Raw genomic sequence first — 25,992 nt, 5'->3', positions numbered from 1 at the left:
GAGGTGCTTCATGTTCAAGCCCTTGGCCCTGGCCGCTGCTTTGCTCAGCGCATTCAGCCTGAATGCCTTTGCCGCTAAAACCGAGTTAACGGTGTACACGGCCCTCGAAGCCGAGCAGTTGAAGACCTACAAGCAGGCCTTCGAAAAAGCCAACCCGGATATCGACATCAAGTGGGTGCGTGACTCCACCGGTATCATCACCGCCAAGCTGCTGGCTGAAAAAGCCCGCCCGCAGGCGGATGTGGTGTGGGGGCTGGCTGCCTCCAGCCTGGCGATTCTCGACCAGCAGGGCATGCTGGATAACTACGCGCCCAAGGACTTGGACAAGATCGGCAAAAACTACCGCGACGCCGCCAACCCTCCGGCCTGGGTCGGCATGGACGTGTGGGCTGCGACCATTTGTTTCAACACCGTCGAAGCCGAGAAACAAGGCCTGACCAAGCCGGTGAGCTGGCAAGACCTGACCAAGCCTGAGTACAAGGGCAAGATCGTGATGCCGAATCCGGCGTCGTCCGGCACCGGCTTTCTGGATGTGAGCGCCTGGCTGCAGACCTTCGGCGAGAAGCAGGGCTGGCAGTACATGGATGACCTGCACCAGAACATCGGCCAGTACGTTCACTCCGGCTCCAAGCCGTGCAAGCTCGCGGCTTCCGGGGAATTCCCGATTGGTATTTCGTTTGAATACCCGGCCGTGCAGCTCAAACGCCAAGGCGCGCCGCTGGACATCATCCTGCCCAAAGAAGGCCTGGGCTGGGACATCGAAGCGACTGCCGTGATCAAGGGCACCAGCCACGCCGATGCGGCGAAGAAACTCGCTGACTTCTCCGCCAGCCCCGCTGCGATGGAGCTGTACAAGGACAACTTCGCCGTCCTCGCCCAGCCGGGTATCGCCAAGCCGCAGACCGAATTGCCGGCTGACTACGAACAGCGCCTGATCAAGAACGACTTCGCCTGGGCCTCGAAAAACCGCGACAGCATCCTGACTGAATGGCGCAAGCGCTATGACGGCAAGTCCGAGAAGGTAGCGGGTCAGTAAGGTTTTCGTTTTGATGATCGTTCCCACGCTCCGCGTGGGAATGCCGCCCTGGACGCTCCGCGTCCGCTCATGGAAGTCGTGACGCAAAGCGTCACTGGATGCATTCCCACGCAGAGCGTGGGAACGAGAGGAACACATGAGTAGCGATCTGTTAATCATCGGCGCCGGCATCCTCGGGCTGTCCCACGCCTACGCCGCCGCCAAACGCGGCCTCAAGGTCAAGGTCTTCGAGCGCAGCGCCACACCGCTGGGCGCCTCCGTGCGCAACTTCGGCCAGGCACTGGTCACCGGCCAACCCCCAGGGCCGATGCTCGACCTGGCACGGGAAAGCCGTGATATCTGGGGCCAATGGGCAAAGGTGGCGGGCTTGCAGCTCAAGCGCAACGGCTCCTACCTGTTCGCCCGCACCGAAGCCGAAGAACATCTGCTGGAAGCCTTCTGCGCTGGCCGGGCGCAAGAACACGACTACAACGTCGAGCTGCTGCAAGGCGCGGCGATGAAAGATCTGTACGGCGGCCAGTTTCGCCATCACCGTGCCGCGCTGCATGGCAAGGATGATCAGCAACTGTATTCGCGCGAAGCGATTCCGGCGCTGATCAATTATCTGGCCCAGGAATTGAAGGTGCAGTTCTATTTCTCCACCCTGGTGCGCGACGTTGAGCCTGGCCAGGTACACACCACCGCGGGCAGCTTTCGCGGTGAGCAGGTCATTGTGTGCTCCGGTCATGACTACCAAACCTTGTTGGCCGATTCGATGGCCGGGCTCAACCCGAGCATCTGTCGCCTGCAAATGCTGCGCGCCCGGCCTGCGCTCAACCTGAACCTGCAACACGCATTGCTCACGGGCCTCAGTTGCGTGCACTACGGCGCGTTTGCCGACCTGCCGGAAGCTGCGCCGGTGCAGGCGCAGATCTTGCGCGAAGCGCCGCATTTGCAAGAGCATGGGATTCACTTACTGATCAGTCCGACACCGCAGGGCGAGCTGATCATCGGCGACTCCCATGACTACGGCAGCGACGCATCGCCGTTCAATGCCGAGCAAGTCGATGACTGGCTGATCGAGTTGGCGGAGCAGACGCTGGGCTGCAAAATCCAGGTAGTGGAACGCTGGCAAGGTGTGTATGGCTCTCGCGGCCCGGCGCCGTTTTCATTCCTGCGTGCGGCGCCGGGCGTGAGCGCGGCGTTGATGCACTCCGGCGTAGGCATGAGCGTTGGCCCGGCGATGGCCGAGCGAAATATCACAGCATTGTGGGGAAGTGCATGATGAACCCGGAACAGACCATCGCCGAAGTCTTCGGCTTATACGAACAGCACGGCGCGGCCGATTACATCGGTGAGCCGGTGTCGCAGATCGAACATATGTCCCAGGCTGCGCAGTTGGCCATGGCCGAGGGCTTCGACGATGAAGTGGTGCTGGCGGCGTTTTTCCACGACATAGGGCATCTCTGCGGCCAGGGCGGCGAGAACATGGGCGGTTATGGCGTGGTCAGCCACGAGCGCCTGGGCGCGGATTATCTACGCCGCGCAGGTTTCAGCGAGCGCATGGCCAAGTTGGTGGAGTATCACGTGCAGGCCAAGCGCTACCTGACCTTCAGTCAGCCGGACTACTACGCGCGCTTGAGCGAAGCCAGCCGCCGTACGCTGGGTTACCAAGGTGGTGTGATGACAGCCGAAGAGGCGCGCGCCTTTGAACAAGACCCGCTTTGCGCCGTCAGTTTGCGCATGCGCCATTGGGATGAACAGGCTAAGGAAATGCACGTGCCGCTGCTGGATTTGCAAATACTCAAAGCCAAGGCTTCAAGGCTACTAGTTGCGTAGACAGGCCTTACGCGAAACGCAGATGCGCCATCTGGAACACTGCTTGCTACGTCAATAAGGTGCTTGCTTCTTCAACTTAAGGAGCAACGCCGATGCGCTATTTAAAAACTATCGCTCAGAGCAAGAGCTGCCATGGCCCCGCTGATACCGTCGTCCTGCAGTTTTATCAACATCACGCCGACTGCCCGGATGAAATGATTTACGAGTTCATCGGTGTGGATACGACAGCTGATGGTGAGGTGGATTTTTTGCAGTTGGGCGATCTGAATCCTCACGCCCACCTCGAAGCATTGGACCTGGATATACGCAAGCTTGGGGCCTTTGCCAATAGCTGCTTGAAGCTCAACTGGTTTAACGCAGAGGGCCAATCGCAGCGATCGCTGGTCCTGTATGTCGACCATTTCGGCAAAACCAAACGGCCAAATGCGGTCAAGCTCGACTTCTTTGAAATCAGTGCGTCGGGAGGCAAAACGTCGTTGATCTACACGGCCGCTGCCTATGACGGTGACAGCGATGGCGTGTTGGAGTCATTTACCAACAGCGATATCGACCGTAGCGGGATGGCCAACAAGGCCGATAAGGAATTGACCCGCTCGCTCTGCACGGCCTTCCTGGCTTTGGCATGGTATGAGGTGTAACTGCGTTACCTATCACCAAGGCGTGCAGCCAAGATCTCGATCTGTTCTTGGCGCTCGGCCTGACTCAACCTGGCGTGAGGGTTGAGCGACGACCATTGCGGATGAGCGCGCGCCTTATGCAGCGGATCCGGCAGCTTGCCTTCGCGCCAGGTTTTGTCCTGCGGCGTGTCAACCTTGATGCTGTGCATCGCCGCATGGCCGCGCAGGTTCAGGGCCTTGAGCAGTTGACGTTGGCGCAGGGCGAGCAGGCGTAAAACGCTGTCGTCGACGGTCAGCTCGCGCTGGCCCTTGATCTTGCCCAGCAGGCGGCTGCCGTAGCTGCGTGCGGTTTGCAGCGCGCCACCGGCAATGGCACCGGCAATGGCGGCGGCGCCGAGGGTGAGACCGCCGACCAGCAGGTCCACACCCGCACCGGCTGCCGCGCCTGCGGCGATCCCGCCGCCGACCCGAACGCCGAGTTGTTTAAGGGTTTCGGGGTTGAACAGGTCATCGCCCCAGCGGCCGTCCAACAGCGGCAAGTCGCTGGCGGCGGCGTCCTGCGGGCGGAAGCCGAACAGTTTGAGCAACGCTTCCACACACTTTTGCTCGCGCTGGCGCACAGCCTTGCGCAAGTCGCTGATGGCTTGCTGTTCATCCTCGGTGACCACGCTGCGCCGGCATGCGGCGCAGTCGATCAACAATTCGGCGATCAAGCGTACGGCGCTTTGCTGGCGGGCCTGGCGATGAGCTTGCTGATCGAGGATCAGGCGTTCCAATTGCGGCCGTGAGTTTTCCAGCAGCAGTGCCAGGCTTTCATACAAGCGGCGTTCGCCATCTTCCGGCGGCGCCACGCTGTCGAAGCGCACCAGCGCATGCAGGCCGAGGCGGGCCAGGGCTTCGCGCCAGTCCGGCTCGCGGTGGTCGCTGCTGCTGACGAAGTTGAGCACCGGCAGTAATGGCTTGCCGCAACTGGCCAGCACTTGCAGCTCGTCGCGGTACTTGGCCAGCACTGGTTCGCGGGCGTCGATCACATACAAACCGGCGTCCGAGGCCAGCAGTTGGCGCAGCACTTTGGCTTCCTGTTCGAAACGCTGGCGGGCTTCGCTGCCTTCCAGGAACCGCGCCAGGCGAGCCGGACCATCGAGGCGTTCGCCGGGTCGGTCCAGGCGTTCGAGGTAATCGAGCAGGGCGATGGTATCTTCCAGGCCGGGCGTGTCGTACAACTCCAGCAAGGCTTCGCCATCGACCGACAGGCGCGCGCCTTCGACATGGCGGGTGGTGCTGGGGCGATGGGAGACTTCGCCAAAGCCCACATCACGGGTCAACGTGCGCAGCAGCGAGGTCTTGCCGACATTGGTGTGGCCGACCACGGCGAGCTTCAGCGGTTTAGTCATGACCGGTCTCCAGCCAGTTCAGCGGCGCACAGTCGGCGAAAGGCAGCTCCAGCTGTTGCAGCGCGGCGTGCCAGTCGCCCAGGCGCTCGGCGTCCAGCGCCTGGCCGGGTGGCGCCTGCAACAGCCATACGCGGGTGGCGGTGGCGCTGCGGGCCAGCTCGGCGATCAACGCCAGGCTGCCGCGATCCGGCGAGCGGCGCGGGTCACAGGCGATGGCCAGGCGTGCGGGCGGGAAGCGCGTGAGTTGTTCCAGCAGTTTGTGGCGCGACTCACGGCTGTCGAGGATGCCGGCGTTCTTGACGCTGCTCGGCAGCTTGGGCGGCCACGGGTGCTGATCGTCGAGTTCGATGGCCACCAGCAGGGCGCCGTTGCTTTCCAGCTCGCTGATGCCGCCGGTGATGTGGTGCAGTTGTTCGGGCGCGGCGTCGTTGACGCCCAGCCGTTCACTGCTCGGCGTCAGACGTTCGCGCAGTTGGCTGTAGCCGGGCAGGTTGAAGTCCAGGCGCAACGCAGCGCGCCCGCGTTTCCAGCGCCACAGGCACAGCAGGGCGAGGAGCAATCTGGGCAGCAGGCCGTACACCAGCAGCACGCCTACCAGCCACGCGGCCCAGGCTTGGCGGGCGCTTTCGATATTCAGGGCCGAGTCGCCGCTGGCGCGGATCATCTCCACCGTCGGCACATTAAAGCCCAGCAAGGCGGGCAGGCTGCCGAGGGCTTGGGTCACGGCAACAAAGGTATCGGCGCCGAGGATGGTGGTTTCCCACACAAAACCGTAACGCCGCGTGGCCAGCAGTGTCAGCAGAATCACCATGGCGCTGAGCAGCGCCAGCAACCACAGGCTGTTGACCAGCACACCCACGGCCCAACGATTGAGTTTCTGGCGCTGCAACAACAGCAGCAAGGCTGGCGCCAATTGCGCGGCTTTGGCATCGCGGGCAAGCTTTTCGCTGAGCCACAACCACAGTCGCCCGAGGCTGGCGCTGTGTTCACCGGCAAACAGCAAGCCCAAGGCCCAGCTGATTAACAGGATCAGGTTCAAGCCGAGCAGGCTGCCCAAGGCCCAGAACACGTTTACCGGCGTCAGGCCATTACCCAAGGCGGCAAAGGCCAGCCCGGCGCCACTGATAACCGCGACCACCGCCAGCAGCACCAACGCCAAACGAGCGCCTTGCAGCCAGCGGGTGAGGGCGGCAGTCAGCCCATCGCGCTCGGCCAGGTGCAGGGCACGCTGCTGGATGCGCGTCGGCAAATCGCCACCGGCCGTGCGCGCCAGGCGGTTGGCTTCCAGGTCCTCCAAAGGGCCTGCGTGTTCTTCGCGCAGGCGCACGGTTTCGGTCAGCCAGAGTGTGTGCAGCGGGTTCAGTGCAGTCACGCGCCGTCCTGTTGAGCAAGTGAGCTTGGAGCATAACCGCAGACTCGTGGCTCTGGTATTCTCGTCGGCATGAAAAAAACTCTCCCTTTAAGCCTGATCGCAGCCCTCGGTGAAAACCGCGTGATCGGCGTCGACAACAGCATGCCCTGGCATTTGCCGGGGGATTTTAAATATTTCAAGGCCACCACGCTCGGCAAGCCGATCATCATGGGGCGCAAGACCTGGGATTCCCTGGGCCGACCGTTGCCGGGGCGCTTGAACATTGTGGTCAGCCGTCAGACCGGCTTGGCGCTCGAAGGTGCGGAAGTTTTTCCGTCACTGGACGCGGCGGTTGAGCGGGCTGAAGCCTGGGCGCTGGAACAGGGCGTGGATGAGCTGATGCTGATCGGCGGTGCGCAGCTGTATACGCAGGGGCTGGAGCAGGCGGACCGCCTGTATTTGACGCGGGTGGCGTTGAGCCCGGAAGGCGATGCGTGGTTTCCGGAGTTTGATTTGAACCAGTGGAAGCTGGTGTCGAACGTCGAGAACCTGGCTGAAGGCGATAAGCCTGCCTACAACTTCGAAGTATGGGAAAAAGCCTAAAGATCTGGCGCGCTTAATGTGGCGAGGGAGCTTGCTCCCGCTGGAGAGCGAAGCGCTCCCCAAGATTCTAGGGCCGCTACGCAGCCCAGCGGGAGCAAGCTCCCTCGCCACAGAGGCAGTGTTAAACCTGCGCTAACTCAGCATGCTCATCGGCATCCAGCAGCGCTTTATCCGTCTGGCCCATGACCTGGCTGGTAATCGCCCCGGCCGTCATCGAACCGTTCACGTTCAACGCCGTGCGGCCCATGTCGATCAACGGCTCCACGGAAATCAGCAGCGCCACCAGTGACACCGGCAAGCCCATCGCCGGCAGCACGATCAGCGCGGCGAAGGTTGCACCGCCGCCCACGCCTGCCACACCGGCCGAACTCAAGGTCACAATCGCCACCAGCGTCGCGATCCACAGCGGATCCAGCGGGTTGATGCCCACGGTCGGTGCAACCATTACCGCCAGCATGGCCGGGTAGAGACCGGCGCAACCGTTCTGGCCGATGGTGGCGCCAAACGAGGCGGCAAACCCGGCGATGGATTGCGGAATGCCCAGACGACGGGTCTGCGCTTCAATGCTCAGCGGAATGGCCGCTGCGCTGGAGCGGCTGGTGAAGGCAAACGTCAGCACCGGCCACACCTTGCGGAAGAACCGCAGCGGGTTGATCCCGGCCAGCGACAGCAACAGGCCATGCACCACAAACATCAGGCCCAGCGCCAGGTACGAAACCACCACAAAGCTGCCGAGCTTGATGATGTCTTGCAGGTTGGAGCCGGCGACCACTTTGGTCATCAGGGCCAGCACGCCGTACGGCGTCAGCTTCATCACCAGGCGCACCAGGCGCATCACCCAGGCTTGCAGGGTGTCGATGGCGTTGAGCACTTTCTGGCCTTTTTCCACGTCATCCTTGAGCAGTTGCAGTGCGGCAACCCCCAGGAATGCAGCGAAAATCACCACGCTGATGATCGACGTCGGCTTGGCGCGCGCCAGGTCGGCAAACGGGTTGGCCGGCACAAATGACAGCAGCAACTGCGGGATATTCAGGTCGGCCACCTTGCCGGCGTAATCACTCTGGATCACATGCAGGCGTGCCATCTCCTGGGTGCCCGCCACCAGACCTTCGGCGGTAAGGCCGAACAGATTGGTCAGGCCGATACCGATCAGCGCCGCAATCGCGGTGGTGAACAGCAGCGTGCCGATGGTCAGGAAGCTGATCTTGCCCAGGGACGAGGCGTTGTGCAGGCGCGCCACAGCACTGAGGATCGAGGCGAACACCAGCGGGATCACGATCATTTGCAGCAGTTGCACGTAGCCATTGCCGACCAGATCAAACCAACTGATCGAGGCCTTTAGCACCGGGTTGTCGTCGCCATAAATGGTGTGCAACACCGTGCCGAACACCACGCCCAATACGAGTGCAAACAGCACCTTCTTGGCGAGGCTCCAGTTCGTGTGACGGGTTTGTGCTAGGCCCAGCAACAGGGCCACGAACACCAGTAAGTTGAGAATCAGGGGCAGATTCATTGAAGCTCCGTTGAGAAGGCAGCCAATCGCGTGAGCCTGCGATTGCGAACCGGGAAGCCTAACAGTTTGAAATATATTGATTTAATACCAATATGGAATTGCGACTGTCGTTTTTGGAATAAGCATTTGACGCTCAGGCACATGCCCTTGGCGTTATCACGACGCAAGCGGTCGTGCTCGGGCGATAACTGTCATACAGATTTGTTAGCGTCGATGTCTTTCACTCAGGGAGAAAACGCTTATGAAGCTCGCGCCAAAACTACTTGCCGCCGCCTTCTGCCTCGGCCTCGTCAGCCAGGCATTTGCCGCCACCGAGTTGAAACACTGGCCGGCGCCTGCCGCCGAGCAACTGAACAAGATGATTGCCGCGAATGCCAACAAGGGTAACTTCGCGGTGTTCGACATGGACAACACCAGTTACCGCTACGACCTCGAAGAGTCCTTGTTACCCTACATGGAAAACAAGGGCCTGATCACCCGCGAGAGCATGGACCCGTCGCTGAAGCTGATGCCGTTCAAGGACACCGCCGACCACAAGGAAAGCCTGTTCAGCTACTACTACCGTCTTTGCGAAGTCGACGACATGGTCTGCTACCCATGGGTTGCGCAGATTTTCTCGGGCTTCACCCTCAAGGAACTCAAGGTCCAGGTGGACGAGCTGATGGCTTCCGGCAAGCCGGTGCCGGTCACCTACTTTGAAGGCGACGTGGTGAAGAAGTCTGAGGTGCAGCCGCCGAAAGTCTTCACCGGCCAGGCCGAGCTGTACAACAAGCTGATGGAAAACGGCATCGAGGTATATGTGATGACCGCCGCCTCCGAGGAGTTGGTGCGCATGGTCGCCGCCGATCCGAAGTACGGCTACAACGTCAAACCCGAGAACGTGATTGGCGTGAGCACCCTGCTCAAGGACCGCAAGACTGGCGAGCTGACCACGGCGCGTAAGCAGATCACTGCGGGCAAATACGACGAGAAGGCCAACCTTGGCCTGGAACTCACGCCGTACTTATGGACACCGGCAACCTGGATGGCCGGTAAGCACGCAGCGATCCTGACCTACATCGACGAGTGGAAAAAACCGGTGATCGTCGGCGGTGATACACCGACCAGCGACGGTTACATGCTGTTCCACGATGTGGATGTGGCCAAGGGCGGCATTCACTTGTGGATCAACCGCAAGGACAAATACATGACTCAGCTCAACGGCATGATGGCCAAGCACGCGGCGGCGCAGGCCAAGGAAGGGCTGCCGGTGACGGCGGACAAGAACTGGGTGATCGTGAAACCTGACGAAATTCAGTAATACCGAGGCGCCTGCTTCGCGAGCAAGCCCGCTCCCACATTCGACCGCATGCTCATGTTGGAACTCGGTCAAGTGTGGGAGCGGGCTTGCTCGCGAAAGCAGTGTGCCAGGCCATACATGAGTCGGCTGGCCCACCGCCATCGCAGGCAAGCCAGCTCCCACAGTTGATCGCTGTTGTCTGGGGGAGTTTTATTCAGACAAAAAAATGCCCCGCACATGGCGGGGCATTTTTATGCGCGGGGCTTACAGACCTTCAAGCATCGCCTTGTTACGCACAGCACCTTTGTCGGCGCTGGTGGCCAGCAGGGCATAAGCCTTCAGCGCGGTGGTGACTTTGCGCGGACGCTTCTCCACCGGCTTCCAGCCTTTCTTGTCCTGCTCGACCCGGCGTGCAGCCAGTTCTTCGTCGCTGATCAACAGATTGATCGAGCGGTTCGGAATGTCGATCAGCACCTTGTCGCCATCCTGTACCAGACCGATCGCGCCGCCGGCAGCGGCTTCCGGCGAGGCGTGGCCGATGGACAGGCCCGAAGTACCCCCGGAGAAGCGACCATCGGTCAGCAAGGCGCAGGCTTTGCCCAGGCCTTTGGACTTCAGGTAGGACGTCGGGTAGAGCATCTCCTGCATACCCGGGCCGCCTTTAGGGCCTTCGTAGCGGATGATCACGATGTCGCCTTCTTTTACTTCGTCGGCGAGGATGCCGCGAACCGAGCTGTCCTGGCTTTCGTAGATCTTGGCGCGGCCTTCAAAGACGTGGATGGATTCATCCACACCGGCGGTTTTCACCACGCAGCCATCCAGCGCAATGTTGCCGTACAGCACGGCCAGGCCGCCTTCTTGCGAGTAGGCGTGCTCGACACTGCGGATGCAGCCGTTTTCACGGTCGTCATCCAGGGTTTCATAGCGGGTCGACTGGCTGAACGCGGTTTGCGTCGGAATGCCCGCCGGGCCGGCTTTGAAGAAGGTGTGAACGGCTTCGTCGTCAGTCTGGGTGATGTCCCACTTGGCGATGCCTTCGGCCAGGGTTTTGCTGTGCACGGTCGGCAGGTCGGTGTGCAGCAGGCCACCACGGGCCAGCGAACCGAGGATCGAGAAGATCCCGCCGGCGCGGTGCACGTCTTCCATGTGGTACTTCTGGATGTTCGGCGCGACTTTGCACAGCTGCGGCACGTGGCGCGACAGACGGTCGATGTCGCGCAGGTCGAAATCGATCTCGGCTTCCTGGGCTGCAGCCAGCAAGTGCAGGATGGTGTTGGTGGAACCGCCCATGGCGATGTCCAGCGTCATGGCGTTTTCGAACGCCTTGAAGTTGGCGATGTTGCGCGGCAATACCGACTCATCGTTGTCGTGGTAGTAGCGCTTGCACAGCTCGACGATGGTGCGGCCGGCCTGCAGGAACAGCTGCTCGCGGTCACTGTGGGTGGCCAGCGTGGAACCGTTGCCCGGCAAGGCCAGGCCCAGGGCTTCGACCAGGCAGTTCATCGAGTTGGCGGTGAACATGCCTGAGCACGAACCGCAGGTCGGGCAGGCGCTGCGCTCGTATTCCGCAACCTTCTCGTCAGAAGCGCTGGAATCGGCGGCGATGACCATGGCGTCGACCAGGTCGAGGCCGTGGGAGGCGAGCTTGGTTTTGCCGGCTTCCATCGGGCCGCCGGAGACGAAAATCACCGGGACGTTCAGGCGCAGGGCGGCCATCAGCATGCCGGGGGTGATTTTGTCGCAGTTGGAGATGCACACAATGGCGTCGGCGCAGTGGGCGTTGACCATGTATTCCACGGAGTCGGCGATGATCTCGCGGCTCGGCAGGGAATACAGCATGCCGTCATGGCCCATGGCGATGCCGTCGTCCACGGCGATGGTGTTGAATTCTTTCGCTACACCGCCGGCGCGTTCGATTTCGCGGGCGACCAGCTGGCCGAGGTCCTTGAGGTGGACGTGGCCCGGTACGAACTGGGTAAACGAGTTGGCAATCGCGATGATCGGCTTTTTGAAGTCGTCATCCTTCATCCCCGTGGCACGCCACAATGCGCGCGCGCCGGCCATGTTGCGGCCGTGGGTGGATGTTTTCGAGCGGTAATCTGGCATGGAGCACTCCGGGCGGCTAATCAGGTAACTACTAATCAGGTACTACTGGGGAGTGAGCTTCTATTGACGTCTGGAACACTCAGAAAATGGCCGTGTGTCCAAAAGTTGCCACTCGCGTCGCGGGATCGCCGCTTGCTTGGGCCTCGAGCTCATAAACCCGCCGGGGGATGACTGGCGATGAATAGCGTCGATTCTACACCGCTGGTGGCGGGAGGGAATGGCCAGGTGAGAGCGCCGGATCGGGTTGCTGACGATTATTAACCCGTCTGTCGGTATCAGATTATTCACCTTAGCCAGTCGATGGGGGCCTATTGCGGGCAATATCGGGCATCAAAGATGCTCTTCGAAACCCGCAGGCCTCGGCCAGTGCTTCGTCGCAAAGGACTTTGAATGTCAGGCATCAATCGTTTTACAGGCGTTTATCTGCTGATCGGCTTGCTCCAAGGGCTCGTGTTCTACTACTCCGAGCAGTTCAATCGCCTCAGCAATACGCTGATTTTTGTCGTGTATGCCGTGATCTGGGTGGGTGGCACGATGTGGCAGTTGCTGGGGATAAGAGCCTCGCAATGGCGGGCTCTGCTGCCTGTGCTGGTGTTTACCACGTTGGTGGGTGGCATAACGTTGTGGGTCAGCTACAGCGCCGAAGCGCTAGGGAACGGCCGCTGGGTGATTTATTTCTGGTACATCTGCCTGGTGTTGCTCAGTTGTATCAGTGCCGGGTTTTTACTGGCCCGGTCTTCGGCCAGGGGGCAGCTCTGGCGGTATGAAGATGTGTCCCGGCACGCCTGGAACAGCGTGCTCATCGTGCTGTTTGCCTTGATCCTGGTGGGCGTTTTTCTGCTGCTGCTCATGTTCTGGAACCGGTTGTTCCTGATGGTGGGCAGCGAAGGGTTTGAACACTTGTTTTGGAGCGAGCTGTTCTTGTGCATCAGCCTCCCGCTGGTATTCGCCCTGGGCATGCACTTGGGGGTGTTCAACGAGAACGTTGTCGACCAGATACGCAGTATGTTGTTTGGAGCCTGCCGACTATTGCTGCCTCTGGTTGCGCTGATCAGTGTGTTGTTGATTTTGGCGCTACCTTTCAGCGGGCTCAAGCCTATATGGGCAACGGGCTATGCAACACCGGCTTTGCTGCTGTTGGCCGGTGTCCAGTTGTGCCTTGTCAATGGAGCGTTCCAGGCGGGCGGCCGACCCGGGCCATACCCTCAATGGCTAAGGCGCTGTATTGGGGCAAGCTTGCTGTGTTTGCCGATTCTTGCTGCATTGGCGGTTTATTCGAGCTGGTTAAGGGTTGAGCAATACGGCTTGTCACCGCACCGCTTTATCGCACTACTACTTGGGGGGCTGTGTGGTGTGTATGGGTTGGCGGCGGTGTGGGCGATGGTTTTGCGCTCGCCGGTTTGGCTGCGCAACTTGCGTGCGACTAACCCGATACTGGCCCTACTGTTTGCTGCACTGTTGGTGCTGATGAATACGCCGCTCCTTAATCCGGTGCAACTCAGTGTCGACGATCAAATACGGCGCTTGCTCGACGGGCGTACCAACGCCGAAGCCTTTGATATGCACTACCTGCGTTTTGGTCTGCAGAATGCCGGCGAGGAGGCTTTTGCCAAGTTGCAGGCAGACTTGCAGCAAGAGAACATTTTGAATCCGGAGGCGCGCAGCGTCTTGCGCGAGAAAGTGGGCGCCACTGAACTGAGTTTTTTCGGCCCGGACTCGAGGGAGTAGGCTCATTGGCCAAGCCGCGTGATGGGCCGGTGCGATCCAGCGATGGGCGGTTAGCTCCCTTGATGGGTGAACCCTAGCGGCGTCCGGCGCGTCTGTTTGTCAGTATTGCCCACAGGCTGAGTCCGATAAAACTTAAGGCGATTGTCATAAGCAAATGACCGCCGGCTTGGGCCAGTGCCGCACTGCTGACAGCGGCGGTGAGGAACATGATGCTGTTACCTGCGGACGCCGCAGTGCCGGCGCTGCTTGAGAACAGCAGCATCGCCGCGGAGATGGCGGCCGGTCGAACCAGGGTGACGGCCAGAGCGCTGATCAACATGGGGATAAGCAGCGTCACGGTGCTGATGGCTTCAAAGCTGATGATCAGCATGAGCAATATACCCGCGACGAGCAGTAATCCGAGGCCGATGTTGATTTGCCGGGGCAGCGAGATACGTTTTTGCAAGTGCGATGCCGCCACGCCACCCAGTAGATAGGCGATGCCGTACACCATCAGCACCAGGGCATATTGGTATTCCGAGAGCTTCAACGTATCCATGAAGATCAGCGGTGTCACGCTAATCAGCGCGAAGTAACAGGCAAATACCAACGCGGCGATCCACCAGTAACGCAGGAAATCTCGGTTGGCTGCGACGGCTTTTAATGTGCCGATGATCGACACCGGCGCACGGTGTGGGCTGGCTGATTTGGAAGGCAGAATGCAGAAGGCGTGAATCAGCATGCCCAGCGCCATCAACGCAAAGCCGTAGAAGCTGCCTTGCCAGTCGAAGGTGGTTTGCAGCCAGGAGCCGATCAGCGGCGAGAGCGCCACAAACGAGCCGCTCAGGGTCATGTAGTAAAGACGCACGCGGGCGCGGTCCTGTTCTTCGAACAGGTCTTCGACCAGCGCATGGCCCAATACGAAAAAGCCGCAACCCATGGCCTGTACGCTGCGAAACAACAGGAAGGTCAGGTAGTCCGACGCGAACGCGCAACCCATCGCGCCGAGGATCGACAGCGTAATGCAGCCGATCAGCACTTCCTTGCGGCCCCATTTATCCGACAGCGGGCCTGCAATCAATTGGGAAATTGAAAACACCAGCGTGAACAGACTGATCGACAGTGCGATTTCTGCGGTAGGTGTGTCGAACCTGGCAGCCAGCGCGGGAAAAGAGGGCAGCAGAATGTTGATCGGGAAGAAACTGATCAGGGAAATGCAGGTAATGAGGATGAAACGGGAGAGGTGGAGCCCAGACATTGTTTTTGTTTTCCGGAGTAATTCCAGAAACCGATACTAGTCTGCGAAATGTGGAATTCAATCAAAACCGTTGAAGGACGGTTTGTGTCGGAAAAATGTGGGAGCGGGCTTGGCCGCGATGGCTGAGTGTCAGTCAACAAACTCGTCAACAGGCCCACCGCTATCGCAGGCAAGCCAGCTCCCACATTTGATCTGCGTGTTACTTAGCTATTAGGCAGCAACCGGCACGTAATGCTCTTGATATAGCGCGTCTCGGCAATCGCCGGGTGCACCGGATGGTCCGGGCCCTGGCCGCCGCGTTCGAGCATCTGGATATTGCGGTCCAGGTGACGGGCGCTGGTCAGCAGGATGTTTTGCAGGTCGTCTTCCGGCAGGTGCATCGAGCAGGAGGCGCTGACCAGGATGCCGTCCTTGCTGAGCAGGCGCATGGCTTGCTCGTTCAGGCGGCGGTAGGCGCCTTCACCGTTTTTCATGTCTTTTTTGCGTTTGATGAAGGCCGGTGGGTCGGCGACGATCACGTCGAAGCGTTCTTCGCTGGCTTTGAGTTCCTTGAGGGCTTCGAACACGTCGCCTTCGATGCAGGTCATCTTCTCGGCAACACCGTTCAGCGCGGCGTTGCGTTCTACGCCGTCGAGGGCGAAGGCCGAGGCGTCGACGCAGAACACTTCACTGGCACCGAACGCTGCAGCTTGCACGCCCCAGCCGCCGATATAGCTGTACAGGTCGAGTACACGTTTGCCTTTGGCGTAGGGGGCCAGGCGGGCGCGGTTCATACGGTGGTCGTAGAACCAGCCGGTTTTCTGGCCCTGGATCACCGGGGCTTCGAATTTCACGCCGTTTTCTTCCAGCGCGACCCACTCCGGCACCAGGCCGAACACGGTTTCGACGTAGCGGTTGAGGCCTTCGGCATCGCGTGCGGCGGAGTCGTTCTTGAACAGGATGCCGCTTGGCTTGAGCACTTGGGTCAGGGCGGCGATCACGTCTTCTTTATGCGCTTCCATGGTCGCCGAGGCGATCTGTACCACCAGGATGTCGCCGAAACGGTCGACCACCAGGCCCGGCAACAGGTCGGAATCACCGTAGACCAGGCGGTAGAACGGCTTGTCGAACAGGCGGTCACGCAGGGACAGGGCGACGTTGATGCGGTGCACCAGCAGCGATTTATCCAATGGCAACTTGATGTCGCGCGACAGCAGGCGTGCGCAAATCAGGTTGTTCGGGCTCATGGCCACGATGCCCAAAGTCTTGCCGCCGGCCGCTTCCAGGATAGCCTGGTCGCCTGCCTGGAAGCCGTGAAGTGGGGTGGCGGCCACGTCGATTTCGTTGCTGTAGACCCACAGGTGGCCGTTGCGCAAACGACGATCGGCGTTGGCTTTGAGACGCAGGCTTGGCAGGGACATGACGTCGCTCCGGAAAAAAGAGCGGGAGTATACCCTGTTGCGCCGTTATTCATGTGGGAGCTGGCTTGCCTGCGATGCAGGCGACTCGGTGTATCTGACGTACGGTGGTAATGCAATCGCAGGCAAGCCAGCTCCCACACAAGCCCAGAGCCCACATTCAAACCGGTTTTGAGGTGTCGGTCAGCTTCCCATAAAGGTTAGAATTCGCGCCTAGTCCAGAGTGTGTATTTATGTCCCCAGAGCTTTCCGCCGAGCAGATCCAACAGGCCCTGCAAGGCATCAGCGTGCCGCCTCAACCGCAAATCATGGTGGATTTGCAGATGGAGCAGTACATGCCCGACCCGGACCTGGAAGTGATCGCGCGGTTGATCTCCCAGGACCCAGGCCTGTCCGGCGCGCTGCTGAAGATCGTCAACTCGCCCTATTACGGCCTTAGCAACAAGATCGCCTCGATCCAGCGCGCGGTGAACCTGCTGGGCAGCCGCTCGATCATCAACCTGATCAACGCGCAGTCGATCAAGGGCGAGATGAGCGACGACACCATCGTCACCCTCAACCGCTTCTGGGACACCGCCCAGGACGTGGCCATGACGTGCCTTACCCTGGCCAAGCGTACCGGCTCGCAAACGGTCGACGAAGCCTATGCCTTGGGCCTGTTCCACGACTGCGGCGTGCCGTTGATGCTCAAGCGCTTCCCCAACTACATGGCGGTGCTGGAGCAGGCTTACGCGAATGCCGGCCCGGATTGCCGTGTGGTCGACACCGAGAACAACGCGTTCAACACCAACCACGCCGTGGTCGGCTACTACACCGCTAAATCCTGGCGCCTGCCGGAGCATGTCACCGACGCCATCGCCAACCACCACAACGCCTTGGCGATTTTCAGCGATGAGTCGTCGCGCAACCCGCAACTTAAAAACCTGTTGGCGATCCTCAAGATGGCCGAGCACATCTGCTCGTCCTACCGCGTGCTGGGCAACCAGTCGGCGGACCATGAGTGGGATGCCATCGGCCATCTGGTGCTGGATTACGTAGGCCTGTCGGACTACGACTTTGAAAGCCTGAAGCTGTCCATTCGCGAACTGGGCGCCCACTGACCCTTTAATCAAGAGATACACATGCCCGAGTTACCCGAAGTCGAAACTACCCGTCGCGGGATTGCGCCGCATCTGGAAGGCCAACGCGTCAGCCGTGTGGTGGTGCGTGAACGGCGCCTGCGCTGGCCGATCCCGGAAGACCTGGATGTGCGCCTGTCCGGGCAGCGCATCGTGCTGGTGGAGCGACGGGCCAAGTACCTGTTGATCAACGCCGAAGTGGGCACGTTGATCAGCCATTTGGGTATGTCGGGCAATTTGCGTCTGGTGGAGGTCGGCTTGCCGGCACTCAAGCATGAGCATGTGGATATCGAGCTCGAATCCGGCCTGGCCCTGCGCTATACCGACCCTCGGCGTTTCGGCGCGATGCTCTGGAGCCAGGACCCGCACAACCACGAATTGCTGCTGCGCCTGGGGCCGGAGCCGCTGACCGACCTGTTTGACGGTGAGCGTCTGTTCCAGCTGTCGCGTGGCAAGTCGATGGCGGTGAAGCCGTTCATCATGGATAACGCGGTGGTGGTGGGCGTGGGCAATATCTACGCGACGGAAGCGTTGTTTGCGGCGGGGATAGATCCGCGCCGGGCTGCGGGCGGTATCTCACGCGGGCGCTACTTGAAGCTGGCGATCGAGATCAAGCGCGTGCTGGCAGCGGCGATCGAGCGCGGGGGCACTACGTTGCGGGACTTTATCGGCGGCGACGGGCAACCGGGGTATTTCCAGCAGGAGCTGTACGTCTACGGCCGGGGTGGCGAGGCGTGCAAGGTTTGCGGGAGCGAGTTGCGCAATGTGGTACTGGGGCAGCGGGCGAGTGTGTTTTGCCCTAAGTGCCAGAGCTGATTGCTGGCTGATGGCTGATATCGCTATCGCAGGCAAGCCAGCTCCCACATTTGAATGTGTGAATACATTCAAGTGTGGGAGCTGGCTTGCCTGCGATGAGGCCTTTACAGGCAATAAATAGCTTCAGGCCTTACCGGTAATCAGCCGGTACTTCTCCATCAACTGTTCTTCCGTCTCAGGCCGTGCCTCATCCAGCGGAATGCAATCCACCGGGCACACTTGCTGGCACTGAGGTTCGTCGTAGTGGCCGACGCACTGGGTGCACAGGTTGGGGTCGATCACGTAGATCTCTTCGCCCTGGGAAATCGCAGCGTTCGGGCACTCGGGTTCGCAGACGTCGCAGTTGATGCAATCGTCGGTGATGATCAGGGACATGGAAACTCCTGCCAGGGCTGTCAGCCAGGGCATCTGAAAACTAATGCGCGCAATTGTGCCGCATTGGCGCCCGCAGTGCGAGCGTGAGGCAAGCCCGAATGTCGGTCGTTGCCTCTGTGGCGAGGGAGCTTGCTCCCGTTGGGCCGCGAAGCGACCCCGCTGTACTTTAAGCGATTAGGACTGCTGCGCAGTCCAGCGGGAGCAAGCTCCCTCGCCACAAAGAGCCTTACTTCTTGAAGCGCAGCGTCAGCGCGTCGGCCACGGCCGGGTGCACGAACTTGGTGATATCTCCGCCCAAAGCGGCAATTTCACGCACCAACGTCGAGGAAATGAACGAGTAACGTTCCGACGGCGTCAGGAACAGGCTTTCCACGTCCGGCGCCAATTGGCGGTTCATGTTGGCCAGCTGGAATTCGTATTCGAAGTCCGACACCGCACGCAGGCCACGCAGGAACACATTGGCGTTCTGCTCCTTGGCAAAGTGCGCCAGCAACGTCGAAAAGCCCACCACTTCCACGTTGGGCAGGTGCTTGGTGACCTCCTGCGCCAGCTCCACGCGCTGTTCCAGGGGAAACAGTGGGTTTTTCTTGGGGCTGGCGGCGACCGCGATGATCACATGGTCGAACAAGCGAGACGCACGTTCGACCAGATCGCCATGGCCTTTGGTAATCGGGTCGAAGGTACCTGGGTACAACACTCGGTTCATCGCGTCGTCCTGGCGGAGTCCGTTGGGGAACCGGATGGTATCGCAGCATTCCCGGTGGGCCAAGTCGACTTATGTAGATAGATACCGCGAATACCCGGTTTTTTCATGCTGTTTTCAGACGTTCGGCCAATGCTGTCGCCAGTTGCGCGGTCAACCCGTACACCGATAATTGTGGGTTGGCGCCAATGCTGGTGGGGAACAGCGAGCCGTCATGGATCGACAAGTTACGCAATTGATGATGGCGACCGAGGCTGTCGGCCACCGCGTTTTTCGGGTCTTCGCCCATGGCGCAACCGCCCATCACATGCGCGCTGCCCAGCGTGGTGCGGTGCAGTTCCAGGCTCAAGCCGTCGATCAGACTGCGTGCTTCGGCCAGGGTATTTACGTAACGTGCATCGTGATGCAACGGCTTGACCGACTTGGCGCCTGCCGCGAACTGAATCTCGGCCATGGTATGAAACGCACGGCGCAGGCCGTCCCAGGCGTAGTCCGAGACCTGATAGTCGAGCACTGGCGTGCCGTCGCCACGCAACTCCACCGCGCCGCCGGGGCTGTCGGGGTGAAAACCGTCGCGCAGCAGGGCGAGCATGGCGTGGGTGTGGGGCAACTGGCTCATGTCCAGCGCATTTCCGGTGCCGTAGCCACCGAACAACGTGCTGGCCAGGCCTGGATGCAGCGGCGGCGCTTCCAGTTTGTAGGACATTTTGCCGGTGGTGCCGTCCTGCCACTGGAAGTGGTCAGAATAGATCGACTGCGGCGCACCATAGAACGGGTTGATCACCTCGTCGAACTGCCCGGCGGAGAAGTTCACCAGGTGCAGGAAGGTACGCTTGCCCAGCCGCGAATGCGGGTCGGGCGCGTCCGAGCGCATCAGCAGCGCCGGGCTGTTGATGCCGCCGCCCGCCAGCACGTAATGCTTGGCCTTGACCGTGATTTTGCGCCCGGTAGGCGCCACGCAACGCTCATCCATGGCCACGCATTCGAGGCTGCTGATGCTGTCGCCGCTGTATTTCAGGTGCTCGGCGCGGGCCAGGTAAAGCAGTTCGCCACCCTTCTCCAAGGTCGAGGGAATGGTGGTCACCAGCATCGACTGCTTGGCATTAACCGGGCAACCCATGCCGCAGTAACCCAGGTTGAAGCAGCCGCGCACGTTGCGCGGGATCACGTGCCAGCTGTAGCCGAGTTTCTCGCAGCCTTTGCGGATCACATCATTGTTGGCATTCGGTGGAATGGCCCAGGGGGCGATGCCCAGGCGTTGTTCCATCTTTTCGAACCATGGCGCCATTTCGGCGCTGCTGTGGCCTTTGACCGCGTATTCACTGGCCCAGTGGGCGAGGGTGGCATCGGGTGTGCGAAAGCTCGAGGTCCAGTTGATCAGCGTGGTGCCGCCGACGGCACGGCCCTGCAGGATAGTAATCGCGCCGTCCTTGCTCATGCGGCCAATGCCTTCCTGGTACAGGCTGGCGTAGGCCTCGTCTTCAAGCAGCTTGAAGTCGCTGCTGGTCTTGAGCGGGCCTTCTTCGATCAGCAGCACTTTGTAGCCCGCAGCACTGAGGATCTCGGCGGTGGTGCCGCCACCGGCGCCGCTGCCGATAATGGCCACGTCGGCTTCCAGGGTCAGGTCATTGCTGAGGGCTGCGCCATTGTGGGTTTTCCAGCCACGGGCCAAGCCATCACGGAACAGATCGGGTACGGGCATAGAAGTGCACTCTTATTTTTATACGAAGTTGCATTCAGTGTGGGAGCTGGCTTGCCTGCGATAGCGGTCTGCCTGCTAATCATTCCTGGCTGATACACCGCTATCGCAGGCAAGCCAGCTCCCACATTGGGTCAGGTTGTCAGGTTTAGATCTTGGGTGGGCCGGGATACCCGCAATGCACCCATGACGCCGGCCGGAAGTACCAGGCCATGATCACCAGCTTGAGCAGCGAACCCTGGCCCATGCGCAGCAGGTTCAGGTAGCTGTTTTCCCAGCGGTGCAGGAAGTTGCGGATCTGATCGCTACTGGCGTTTTCCCAACTGCCCCAGATGCCGGTCAACGGGCCACGGGTGATGCCCATGCTCAGCACGTCGAACAACTGCTGGGTGAGCTTGAACATCTCCGGCGACAGGTTTTGCAGGCTGTAGTCGAGTTTTTTCAGGGTGTCTTCGATACCGGCGACCACCTCTTGAGCGCTGGCCGCACCTTCAAGCAACACCGGGATAATTGCGCGCAAAAACGGCAAGTCACTGCTGCGCAGCATGGCAAAGCCACTGGCCGGGGTGCTGCTGGAGCAGCCGCTGAGGCTGGCCCCCAAGCCGGCGGTGGCCAGGAACGCGCTGGCGCACAGGCCGATTTTCAGGACGCCGCGCCGTGACAGCGCAGGTGAATCAGTCAGGCTAGGGTTCATTGTTATTGTTATCCCGAGGGTGGCGGAATCAGCGGATAAACAGCTTCTGGATCAACTTCTGGATGGCTTTGCCGTAAGGCGGATAGATCAGCTTCGCCGCGTTCAGGCGCTGTTTGACCAGCACACCCTTGGCCTTGCTGAACGTGAGGAAACCTTCATGGCCGTGGTAATGGCCCATGCCCGACGGGCCGATGCCGCCAAAGGGCATATCGTCCTGGGCCACATGCAGCAGCGTGTCGTTGAGGCAAACGCCGCCGGAATGGGTTTCGTGGAGCACGCGGTTCTGTTCGCCCTTGTTGTAGCCGAAGTAATACAGGGCCAGTGGGCGAGGGCGCTGGTTGATGTAGGCAAACGCTTGGTCGAGGCCGCGGTAAGGCACGATAGGTAGCAGCGGGCCGAAGATTTCATCCTGCATCACCGTCATCTCGTCGCTGACATTCAGCAGCACGCTATGGGCCATACGCCGTGCCTGGCCTTGGTCATACAGCGCAATCAGGGTGGCGCCTTTGTCGGTGGCGTCTTTGACGTAGGCATTCAGCCGGGCCTGTTGCCGATCATTGATGATGGCGGTGTAGTCCGGGTTGTCAGCCAGGGTCGGATAAAACCCACGAACGGCGTTGCTGTAGGCCTCGACGAAACCTTCAACACGGTCTTCCGGGACCAACACGTAATCCGGCGCCACACAGGTTTGCCCGGCATTCAGGCATTTACCGAAGGCGATGCGCTCGGCGGCGTCCTTGAGTGGCACATCGGCGGAAACAATAGCCGGCGACTTACCACCCAGTTCCAGGGTGACCGGTGTCAGGTGCTCGGCGGCTGCGCGCATTACGTGCTTGCCGATACTGGTAGCGCCGGTGAACAACAGGTGATCGAAGCGTAATTTGGAAAATGCCATGCCCACTTCGGCTTCACCCAGCACCACGCACACCAGGTCTTCGGGGAAAATTTTCGCCAGCAGCGCCTTAAGCAGTTCGCCCGTGGCCGGCGTGGATTCACTGAGTTTGAGCATTACCCGGTTTCCCGCCGCCAAAGCCCCTACCAATGGGCCAATGGCCAGGTACAGCGGGTAGTTCCAGGGGACAATCACCCCGACCACACCCAATGGCTGGTAGATGACTTTGGCTGACGCCGGTTGGAAGGCGATGCCTACCGCACGCCGGGACGGTTTCATCCAGCCTTTGAGGTGTTTGCTGGCGTAGTGAATGCCATGCAGGCTGGGCATCAACTCGGCGAACAGGGTTTCGTCTGCGCTGCGGTGGCTGAAGTCCTGGCTGATCGCGCTGATCAGCGCCTGGCGTTCGTCGCTGAGCACGTCGCGCAAAGCCTTCAGCCATTGCTGGCGCTGCGCAGCTGGCGGCATCGGGTTGGCCGCATAGGCGCGACGTTGGGCGTCGAACAGGTCCTGGAGTTGATCCAGCGCCTGGGAATCTTGCAGGTAGGCAACGTTGGCAGACATGGCGCAGTTCCCGATTGTTATAGGTCTGCCTGGATTTTTAGAGTCATTGCTCTAAATTGTCAAATGTCATTGCAGCAACATGCGGATTTATCCTGACAAGGATAGGCCGTAAGATGCCCCATCACGTGTTCAGAAGCTGATCCCCTATGGCACCACGAGTAAAGACCAGCGAGCGCATTGTGCAAACCAGCCTGGAGCTTTTTAACCAGCAGGGTGAGCGCAGCGTCAGTACCAACCATATCGCCGCCCATATGGAAATTTCCCCGGGCAACCTGTACTACCACTTCCCCAACAAGCAGGCGATCATCGCCGTGCTGTTTCGTGAGTACGAAGCGCTGGTGGACAGTTTTCTGCGCCCGCCCCAAGGCCGCGCCGTTACCGTCGAAGACAAGCGTTTTTACCTGCAGGCCGTGCTGGCCGGCATGTGGCGCTACCGTTTCCTGCACCGAGACCTTGAACACCTGCTGGAAAGCGACCCGGAACTGGCCACCGGCTACCGGCGGTTTTCCCAGCGCTGCCTGATCCAGGGCGGCGCCATTTACCAAGGGTTTGTCGACGCCGGCATCCTTAATATGGACCCGGTGCAAACCGAGGCGCTGACCCTTAATGCCTGGATCATCCTCACCTCTTGGGTGCGTTTTTTGTGCACCACCAACGAAAACTCCGCGCACTTGAGCGCCGAAGCGATCAAGCGCGGCGTGTATCAGGTGCTGGTGCTGGAGGCGGGGTTTGTCACGCCCAAGGCGAAAGAGGCGGTGGATGCGCTGTTCAAAGAGTTTTACGTGCCGTTGAACCAGGCACTGGAAGAAGTGAAGTAGGACCTTTCCCGAAACTGTTCACAGGAGCCCGTCATGCCGCTTGCCCAACTGATCAGCCCCCAGCAATTGGCCGAGCGCCAGAAGGCCGCAGGGCTGGTGATCCTGGATTGTCGTTTTGCCCTCGAAGACCCGGACTACGGGCTGTGCAGCTATGCCGAAGGGCATATCGAAGGCGCGCAATATGCCGACTTGGAGCGCCATCTCAGTGGGCCGGTGACCAAAGGTGTGACGGGTCGCCACCCGTTGCCGGCGGCGGATACGTTGGTTGCACAGCTGCGGGCCTGGGGCATCAACGCCAATACCGACATCGTGCTGTACGACGACGGCCCCGGCGCCTATGCCGCCCGCGCGTGGTGGCTGCTGGCCTGGCTGGGTAAGCGTGACGCCGTGTTTATCCTCGACGGTGGCCTCAAGGCCTGGCACGCCGCCGGTTTCCCGTTGAGCCTCGATGCGCCGGTGGTTGAACCGGGAACCTTCGCCGGTACGCCGGACAACCGCCTGCTGCTGGACGCCGAGCATTTGCAAAAACGCCTGGGTGAGCCGGGCCTGACCTTGATCGACGCCCGTGCAGCGGCGCGTTTTCGCGGCGAGGTAGAGCCGATTGATCCGATTGCCGGGCACATTCCCGGTGCGCAATGTGCGGCGTTCAACGAAAACCTGGGCAGTGATGGCCGATTCCTACCGGCCGATCAGCTCAAACAGCGCTTCGCCGCGCAGTTGCAGGGCCGCTCACCGGATGAGCTGGTGGCGTATTGCGGTTCGGGCGTGACGGCGTGTCACAACTTGTTTGCCTTGAGTTTGGCGGGCTACCCGTTGGGCAAGTTGTATGCGGGGTCGTGGAGTGAGTGGATTACTGATCCGGCTCGGCAGATCGCAACCGGCGACTAAGCCGCCAGGCCTGAAAACCCTATCAAAAAGTGGGAGCTGGCTTGTGTGGGAGCTGGCTTGCCTGCGATGCAGACACCTCGGTCGTTCAGTTGAACCGAGGTGATGCTATCGCAGGCAAGCCAGCTCCCACACAAGCCAGCTCCCACACTGACCAGCGCCCATGTTTTTTAACCGTGTTGTGTCAGTAACCACTGCGGAATACGGCGCTCCAGGTAGTAGCTCGGGCGTTTCAACGTGCCATCTACAAACCCCACATGCCCACCCTTGGCCAACAACTCAAACTCAGTGCAATCCGACAGTTCACTGGCCTGCGGCAAGCTGTGGGCGAATACGAACGGGTCATCGGCGGCTTGGATAATCAGGGTTGGTGTGCGGATTTCGCCCAAGTAGTAACGGCTCGAGGCGCGACGGTAATAGTCCTCGGCACTGAGGAACCCGTGCAACGGTGCGGTCACCCGGCCGTCGAAGTCCCAGAACGTGCGCATTTTCTCCAATGAACCCAGGGCTTCCAGGGTTTTCAGCCCTTCGGCCCGGCCGTCCTGTACAAAGCGGCTTTGCTTGACGCGGATGTACGCCAACATCTCGCGCATGAAATGCTTTTGATACACCCGCGAAAAACCCAGCCCGATGCGATCGGCGCACTGGTCCAGTCGAAATGGCACCGACACCGCCGCTGCGCCTTGCAGCCCGGACGCCTCGCCGGTTTCGCCCAGGTGCTTGAGCAACACATTGCCGCCCAGCGAATAACCCACCGCATACAGCGGCGCCAAGGGTCGCTTGGCACGCAGATGGGCAATCGCCGCCGCCAGGTCTTCACTGGCGCCCGAGTGATAGCTGCGCGCCAACAGGTTCGGCTCGCCCGAGCAACCACGCCAATTCAAGGCGGCGCTGGCCCAGCCTTGGGCGGCGAGGGCTTTTTGCAGCCCGGCCACATAAGGCGAGTTGGACGAACCGGTCAGCCCGTGCAATACCAGCACCAATGGCGCTTGCGGATCATGGGGGCCATGCCAGTCGAGGTCGAGAAAGTCACCGTCGTCCAGCCACAGGCGTTCGCGTTGGCGTTCGATGTGAGTGGTGGGGCGCCACAGCGGACCCCACAGGGTTTGCAAGTGGGGGTTGCCGAGGCCGAAGGCGGGTTTGAACAGCTCAGAGGACGGGATCATGAAACTCTCGGTAGCAAGCGAACTCACTGTGGCAGGCGAGCTTATCGTGGCAAGCAGGCCTGGTGTGGCAAGCAGGCTTGGTGTGGCGAGCAGGCTTGCCCTGCGTTGGGCTGCGAAGCGGCCCCAATAAAGTCGCCGCATTCTATATGTAAGATCGCGGTGCCTGTAAAAGGGGCCGCTTCG

At 60.5% G+C, this 25,992-nt stretch carries 23 protein-coding genes; 11 read left to right on the top strand and 12 right to left on the bottom strand.

Annotation, left to right across the window (positions count from 1 at the left end; all coding sequences use genetic code 11):
- Positions 1–10 precede the first annotated feature (10 nt).
- From P5706_RS31165 to P5706_RS31150, 4 genes are all read left to right on the top strand, one after another.
- The gene (locus P5706_RS31165) at positions 11–1,036 is read left to right on the top strand and encodes a putative 2-aminoethylphosphonate ABC transporter substrate-binding protein (protein WP_138813431.1); all 1,026 of its coding nucleotides are present in this window, start codon (positions 11–13) and stop codon (positions 1,034–1,036) included.
- 136 nt (positions 1,037–1,172) lie between these two features.
- Positions 1,173–2,300 (top strand): TIGR03364 family FAD-dependent oxidoreductase, encoded by a 1,128-nt coding sequence (locus P5706_RS31160; RefSeq protein WP_285684242.1) that lies wholly within the window; start codon positions 1,173–1,175, stop codon positions 2,298–2,300.
- Positions 2,300–2,854, top strand: a complete 555-nt coding sequence (locus P5706_RS31155) for a phosphonate degradation HD-domain oxygenase (protein ID WP_285684945.1) — start codon at positions 2,300–2,302, stop codon at positions 2,852–2,854. Before P5706_RS31160 ends, P5706_RS31155 begins: the two co-directional genes overlap by 1 nt.
- Positions 2,855–2,946: 92 nt before the next feature.
- The gene (locus tag P5706_RS31150) at positions 2,947–3,492 is read left to right on the top strand and encodes a hypothetical protein (RefSeq protein WP_285684240.1); all 546 of its coding nucleotides are present in this window, start codon (positions 2,947–2,949) and stop codon (positions 3,490–3,492) included.
- Positions 3,493–3,497: 5 nt separating this feature from the next.
- Here P5706_RS31150 and P5706_RS31145 read toward each other — a convergent pair whose 3' ends face one another.
- The gene (locus tag P5706_RS31145; protein WP_285684239.1) at positions 3,498–4,865 is read right to left on the bottom strand and encodes a DUF3482 domain-containing protein; all 1,368 of its coding nucleotides are present in this window, start codon (positions 4,863–4,865) and stop codon (positions 3,498–3,500) included.
- A complete protein-coding gene (locus P5706_RS31140) occupies positions 4,858–6,237 on the bottom strand; it encodes a DUF2868 domain-containing protein (protein WP_285684237.1) in 1,380 nt (459 codons plus the stop codon). Before P5706_RS31140 ends, P5706_RS31145 begins: the two co-directional genes overlap by 8 nt.
- Before the next feature lie 69 nt (positions 6,238–6,306).
- Between P5706_RS31140 and P5706_RS31135 the strand changes: the two genes are divergently transcribed.
- Positions 6,307–6,819: a dihydrofolate reductase gene (locus P5706_RS31135; protein ID WP_200430459.1), complete on the top strand. Its 513-nt coding sequence runs from the start codon at positions 6,307–6,309 to the stop codon at positions 6,817–6,819.
- Between the two features lie 121 nt (positions 6,820–6,940).
- Here P5706_RS31135 and P5706_RS31130 read toward each other — a convergent pair whose 3' ends face one another.
- Entirely contained in the window at positions 6,941–8,332 is a 1,392-nt protein-coding gene (locus P5706_RS31130) for an L-cystine transporter (RefSeq protein WP_285684235.1), read from the bottom strand.
- Between the two features lie 241 nt (positions 8,333–8,573).
- Between P5706_RS31130 and P5706_RS31125 the strand changes: the two genes are divergently transcribed.
- The gene (locus P5706_RS31125; protein WP_017139480.1) at positions 8,574–9,632 is read left to right on the top strand and encodes an HAD family hydrolase; all 1,059 of its coding nucleotides are present in this window, start codon (positions 8,574–8,576) and stop codon (positions 9,630–9,632) included.
- 243 nt (positions 9,633–9,875) lie between these two features.
- On the opposite strand, the gene ilvD is transcribed toward P5706_RS31125, so the two are convergent.
- Positions 9,876–11,717 carry a dihydroxy-acid dehydratase gene (ilvD, locus tag P5706_RS31120; protein ID WP_285684232.1) on the bottom strand — a complete coding sequence of 614 codons (1,842 nt, stop codon included), beginning with the start codon at positions 11,715–11,717 and terminating at the stop codon, positions 9,876–9,878.
- Positions 11,718–12,107: 390 nt separating this feature from the next.
- On the opposite strand from ilvD, the gene P5706_RS31115 reads away from it, so the two are divergent.
- On the top strand, positions 12,108–13,445 hold the full coding sequence (locus tag P5706_RS31115) for a DUF4153 domain-containing protein (RefSeq protein WP_285684229.1): 1,338 nt from the start codon (positions 12,108–12,110) through the stop codon (positions 13,443–13,445).
- 73 nt (positions 13,446–13,518) lie between these two features.
- Here the strand turns inward: P5706_RS31115 and P5706_RS31110 are convergent, their stop codons facing one another.
- Both P5706_RS31110 and P5706_RS31105 read right to left on the bottom strand, forming a co-directional pair.
- Positions 13,519–14,682 (bottom strand): MFS transporter, encoded by a 1,164-nt coding sequence (locus tag P5706_RS31110; RefSeq protein ID WP_285684227.1) that lies wholly within the window; start codon positions 14,680–14,682, stop codon positions 13,519–13,521.
- A 203-nt stretch (positions 14,683–14,885) separates the two neighbouring features.
- The gene (locus tag P5706_RS31105) at positions 14,886–16,082 is read right to left on the bottom strand and encodes a class I SAM-dependent rRNA methyltransferase (protein ID WP_003213799.1); all 1,197 of its coding nucleotides are present in this window, start codon (positions 16,080–16,082) and stop codon (positions 14,886–14,888) included.
- A gap of 284 nt (positions 16,083–16,366) precedes the next feature.
- Here P5706_RS31105 and P5706_RS31100 point away from each other — a divergent pair, with 284 nt between their 5' ends.
- Positions 16,367–17,179: an HDOD domain-containing protein gene (locus P5706_RS31100; RefSeq protein ID WP_200430510.1), complete on the top strand. Its 813-nt coding sequence runs from the start codon at positions 16,367–16,369 to the stop codon at positions 17,177–17,179.
- A 21-nt stretch (positions 17,180–17,200) separates the two neighbouring features.
- A complete protein-coding gene (mutM, locus tag P5706_RS31095; RefSeq protein ID WP_017139476.1) occupies positions 17,201–18,013 on the top strand; it encodes a bifunctional DNA-formamidopyrimidine glycosylase/DNA-(apurinic or apyrimidinic site) lyase in 813 nt (270 codons plus the stop codon).
- Positions 18,014–18,136: 123 nt separating this feature from the next.
- On the opposite strand, the gene P5706_RS31090 is transcribed toward mutM, so the two are convergent.
- The 5 genes from P5706_RS31090 to P5706_RS31070 all read right to left on the bottom strand — a co-directional run bounded on the left by P5706_RS31090 (position 18,137) and on the right by P5706_RS31070 (position 22,940).
- Positions 18,137–18,388: a YfhL family 4Fe-4S dicluster ferredoxin gene (locus P5706_RS31090; RefSeq protein ID WP_029300613.1), complete on the bottom strand. Its 252-nt coding sequence runs from the start codon at positions 18,386–18,388 to the stop codon at positions 18,137–18,139.
- A 226-nt stretch (positions 18,389–18,614) separates the two neighbouring features.
- Positions 18,615–19,094 (bottom strand): pantetheine-phosphate adenylyltransferase, encoded by a 480-nt coding sequence (coaD, locus tag P5706_RS31085; protein WP_003195136.1) that lies wholly within the window; start codon positions 19,092–19,094, stop codon positions 18,615–18,617.
- Between the two features lie 103 nt (positions 19,095–19,197).
- On the bottom strand, positions 19,198–20,793 hold the full coding sequence (locus P5706_RS31080) for a GMC family oxidoreductase (protein ID WP_285684218.1): 1,596 nt from the start codon (positions 20,791–20,793) through the stop codon (positions 19,198–19,200).
- A 145-nt stretch (positions 20,794–20,938) separates the two neighbouring features.
- Complete coding sequence (locus P5706_RS31075; RefSeq protein ID WP_200430452.1) at positions 20,939–21,484, bottom strand: twin-arginine translocation pathway signal protein; 546 nt, start codon at positions 21,482–21,484, stop codon at positions 20,939–20,941.
- Positions 21,485–21,512: 28 nt separating this feature from the next.
- Positions 21,513–22,940 (bottom strand): coniferyl aldehyde dehydrogenase, encoded by a 1,428-nt coding sequence (locus P5706_RS31070; RefSeq protein WP_285684214.1) that lies wholly within the window; start codon positions 22,938–22,940, stop codon positions 21,513–21,515.
- A gap of 146 nt (positions 22,941–23,086) precedes the next feature.
- Between P5706_RS31070 and P5706_RS31065 the strand changes: the two genes are divergently transcribed.
- Together P5706_RS31065 and P5706_RS31060 are read left to right on the top strand one after the other, a co-directional pair.
- A complete protein-coding gene (locus tag P5706_RS31065; protein ID WP_285684212.1) occupies positions 23,087–23,758 on the top strand; it encodes a TetR/AcrR family transcriptional regulator in 672 nt (223 codons plus the stop codon).
- A 33-nt stretch (positions 23,759–23,791) separates the two neighbouring features.
- Positions 23,792–24,646: a sulfurtransferase gene (locus P5706_RS31060; RefSeq protein WP_285684209.1), complete on the top strand. Its 855-nt coding sequence runs from the start codon at positions 23,792–23,794 to the stop codon at positions 24,644–24,646.
- A 167-nt stretch (positions 24,647–24,813) separates the two neighbouring features.
- On the opposite strand, the gene P5706_RS31055 is transcribed toward P5706_RS31060, so the two are convergent.
- Positions 24,814–25,809 carry a hydrolase gene (locus P5706_RS31055; RefSeq protein ID WP_285684207.1) on the bottom strand — a complete coding sequence of 332 codons (996 nt, stop codon included), beginning with the start codon at positions 25,807–25,809 and terminating at the stop codon, positions 24,814–24,816.
- Between the last annotated feature and the right edge of the window lie 183 nt (positions 25,810–25,992).

The organism is Pseudomonas sp. ChxA, from assembly GCF_030263855.1.
GTDB classification, from domain to species: Bacteria; Pseudomonadota; Gammaproteobacteria; order Pseudomonadales; family Pseudomonadaceae; genus Aquipseudomonas; species Aquipseudomonas fluorescens_CB.
Note: the sequence above shows the minus strand (reverse complement) of the source record. Positions and strands in the feature narration are given on the sequence as shown.

Coding starts and splice junctions, on each gene's coding strand:
- P5706_RS31080 (WP_285684218.1), bottom strand. CDS start 20,793: ATGCCCGTACCCGATCTGTTCCGTGATGGCTTGGCCCGTGGCTGGAAA.
- P5706_RS31110 (WP_285684227.1), bottom strand. CDS start 14,682: ATGTCTGGGCTCCACCTCTCCCGTTTCATCCTCATTACCTGCATTTCC.
- P5706_RS31070 (WP_285684214.1), bottom strand. CDS start 22,940: ATGTCTGCCAACGTTGCCTACCTGCAAGATTCCCAGGCGCTGGATCAA.
- P5706_RS31075 (WP_200430452.1), bottom strand. CDS start 21,484: ATGAACCCTAGCCTGACTGATTCACCTGCGCTGTCACGGCGCGGCGTC.
- P5706_RS31125 (WP_017139480.1), top strand. CDS start 8,574: ATGAAGCTCGCGCCAAAACTACTTGCCGCCGCCTTCTGCCTCGGCCTC.
- mutM (WP_017139476.1), top strand. CDS start 17,201: ATGCCCGAGTTACCCGAAGTCGAAACTACCCGTCGCGGGATTGCGCCG.
- P5706_RS31055 (WP_285684207.1), bottom strand. CDS start 25,809: ATGATCCCGTCCTCTGAGCTGTTCAAACCCGCCTTCGGCCTCGGCAAC.
- coaD (WP_003195136.1), bottom strand. CDS start 19,094: ATGAACCGAGTGTTGTACCCAGGTACCTTCGACCCGATTACCAAAGGC.
- P5706_RS31065 (WP_285684212.1), top strand. CDS start 23,087: ATGGCACCACGAGTAAAGACCAGCGAGCGCATTGTGCAAACCAGCCTG.
- P5706_RS31160 (WP_285684242.1), top strand. CDS start 1,173: ATGAGTAGCGATCTGTTAATCATCGGCGCCGGCATCCTCGGGCTGTCC.
- P5706_RS31150 (WP_285684240.1), top strand. CDS start 2,947: ATGCGCTATTTAAAAACTATCGCTCAGAGCAAGAGCTGCCATGGCCCC.
- ilvD (WP_285684232.1), bottom strand. CDS start 11,717: ATGCCAGATTACCGCTCGAAAACATCCACCCACGGCCGCAACATGGCC.
- P5706_RS31155 (WP_285684945.1), top strand. CDS start 2,300: ATGAACCCGGAACAGACCATCGCCGAAGTCTTCGGCTTATACGAACAG.
- P5706_RS31115 (WP_285684229.1), top strand. CDS start 12,108: ATGTCAGGCATCAATCGTTTTACAGGCGTTTATCTGCTGATCGGCTTG.
- P5706_RS31105 (WP_003213799.1), bottom strand. CDS start 16,082: ATGTCCCTGCCAAGCCTGCGTCTCAAAGCCAACGCCGATCGTCGTTTG.
- P5706_RS31145 (WP_285684239.1), bottom strand. CDS start 4,865: ATGACTAAACCGCTGAAGCTCGCCGTGGTCGGCCACACCAATGTCGGC.
- P5706_RS31060 (WP_285684209.1), top strand. CDS start 23,792: ATGCCGCTTGCCCAACTGATCAGCCCCCAGCAATTGGCCGAGCGCCAG.
- P5706_RS31135 (WP_200430459.1), top strand. CDS start 6,307: ATGAAAAAAACTCTCCCTTTAAGCCTGATCGCAGCCCTCGGTGAAAAC.
- P5706_RS31165 (WP_138813431.1), top strand. CDS start 11: ATGTTCAAGCCCTTGGCCCTGGCCGCTGCTTTGCTCAGCGCATTCAGC.
- P5706_RS31130 (WP_285684235.1), bottom strand. CDS start 8,332: ATGAATCTGCCCCTGATTCTCAACTTACTGGTGTTCGTGGCCCTGTTG.
- P5706_RS31090 (WP_029300613.1), bottom strand. CDS start 18,388: ATGTCCCTGATCATCACCGACGATTGCATCAACTGCGACGTCTGCGAA.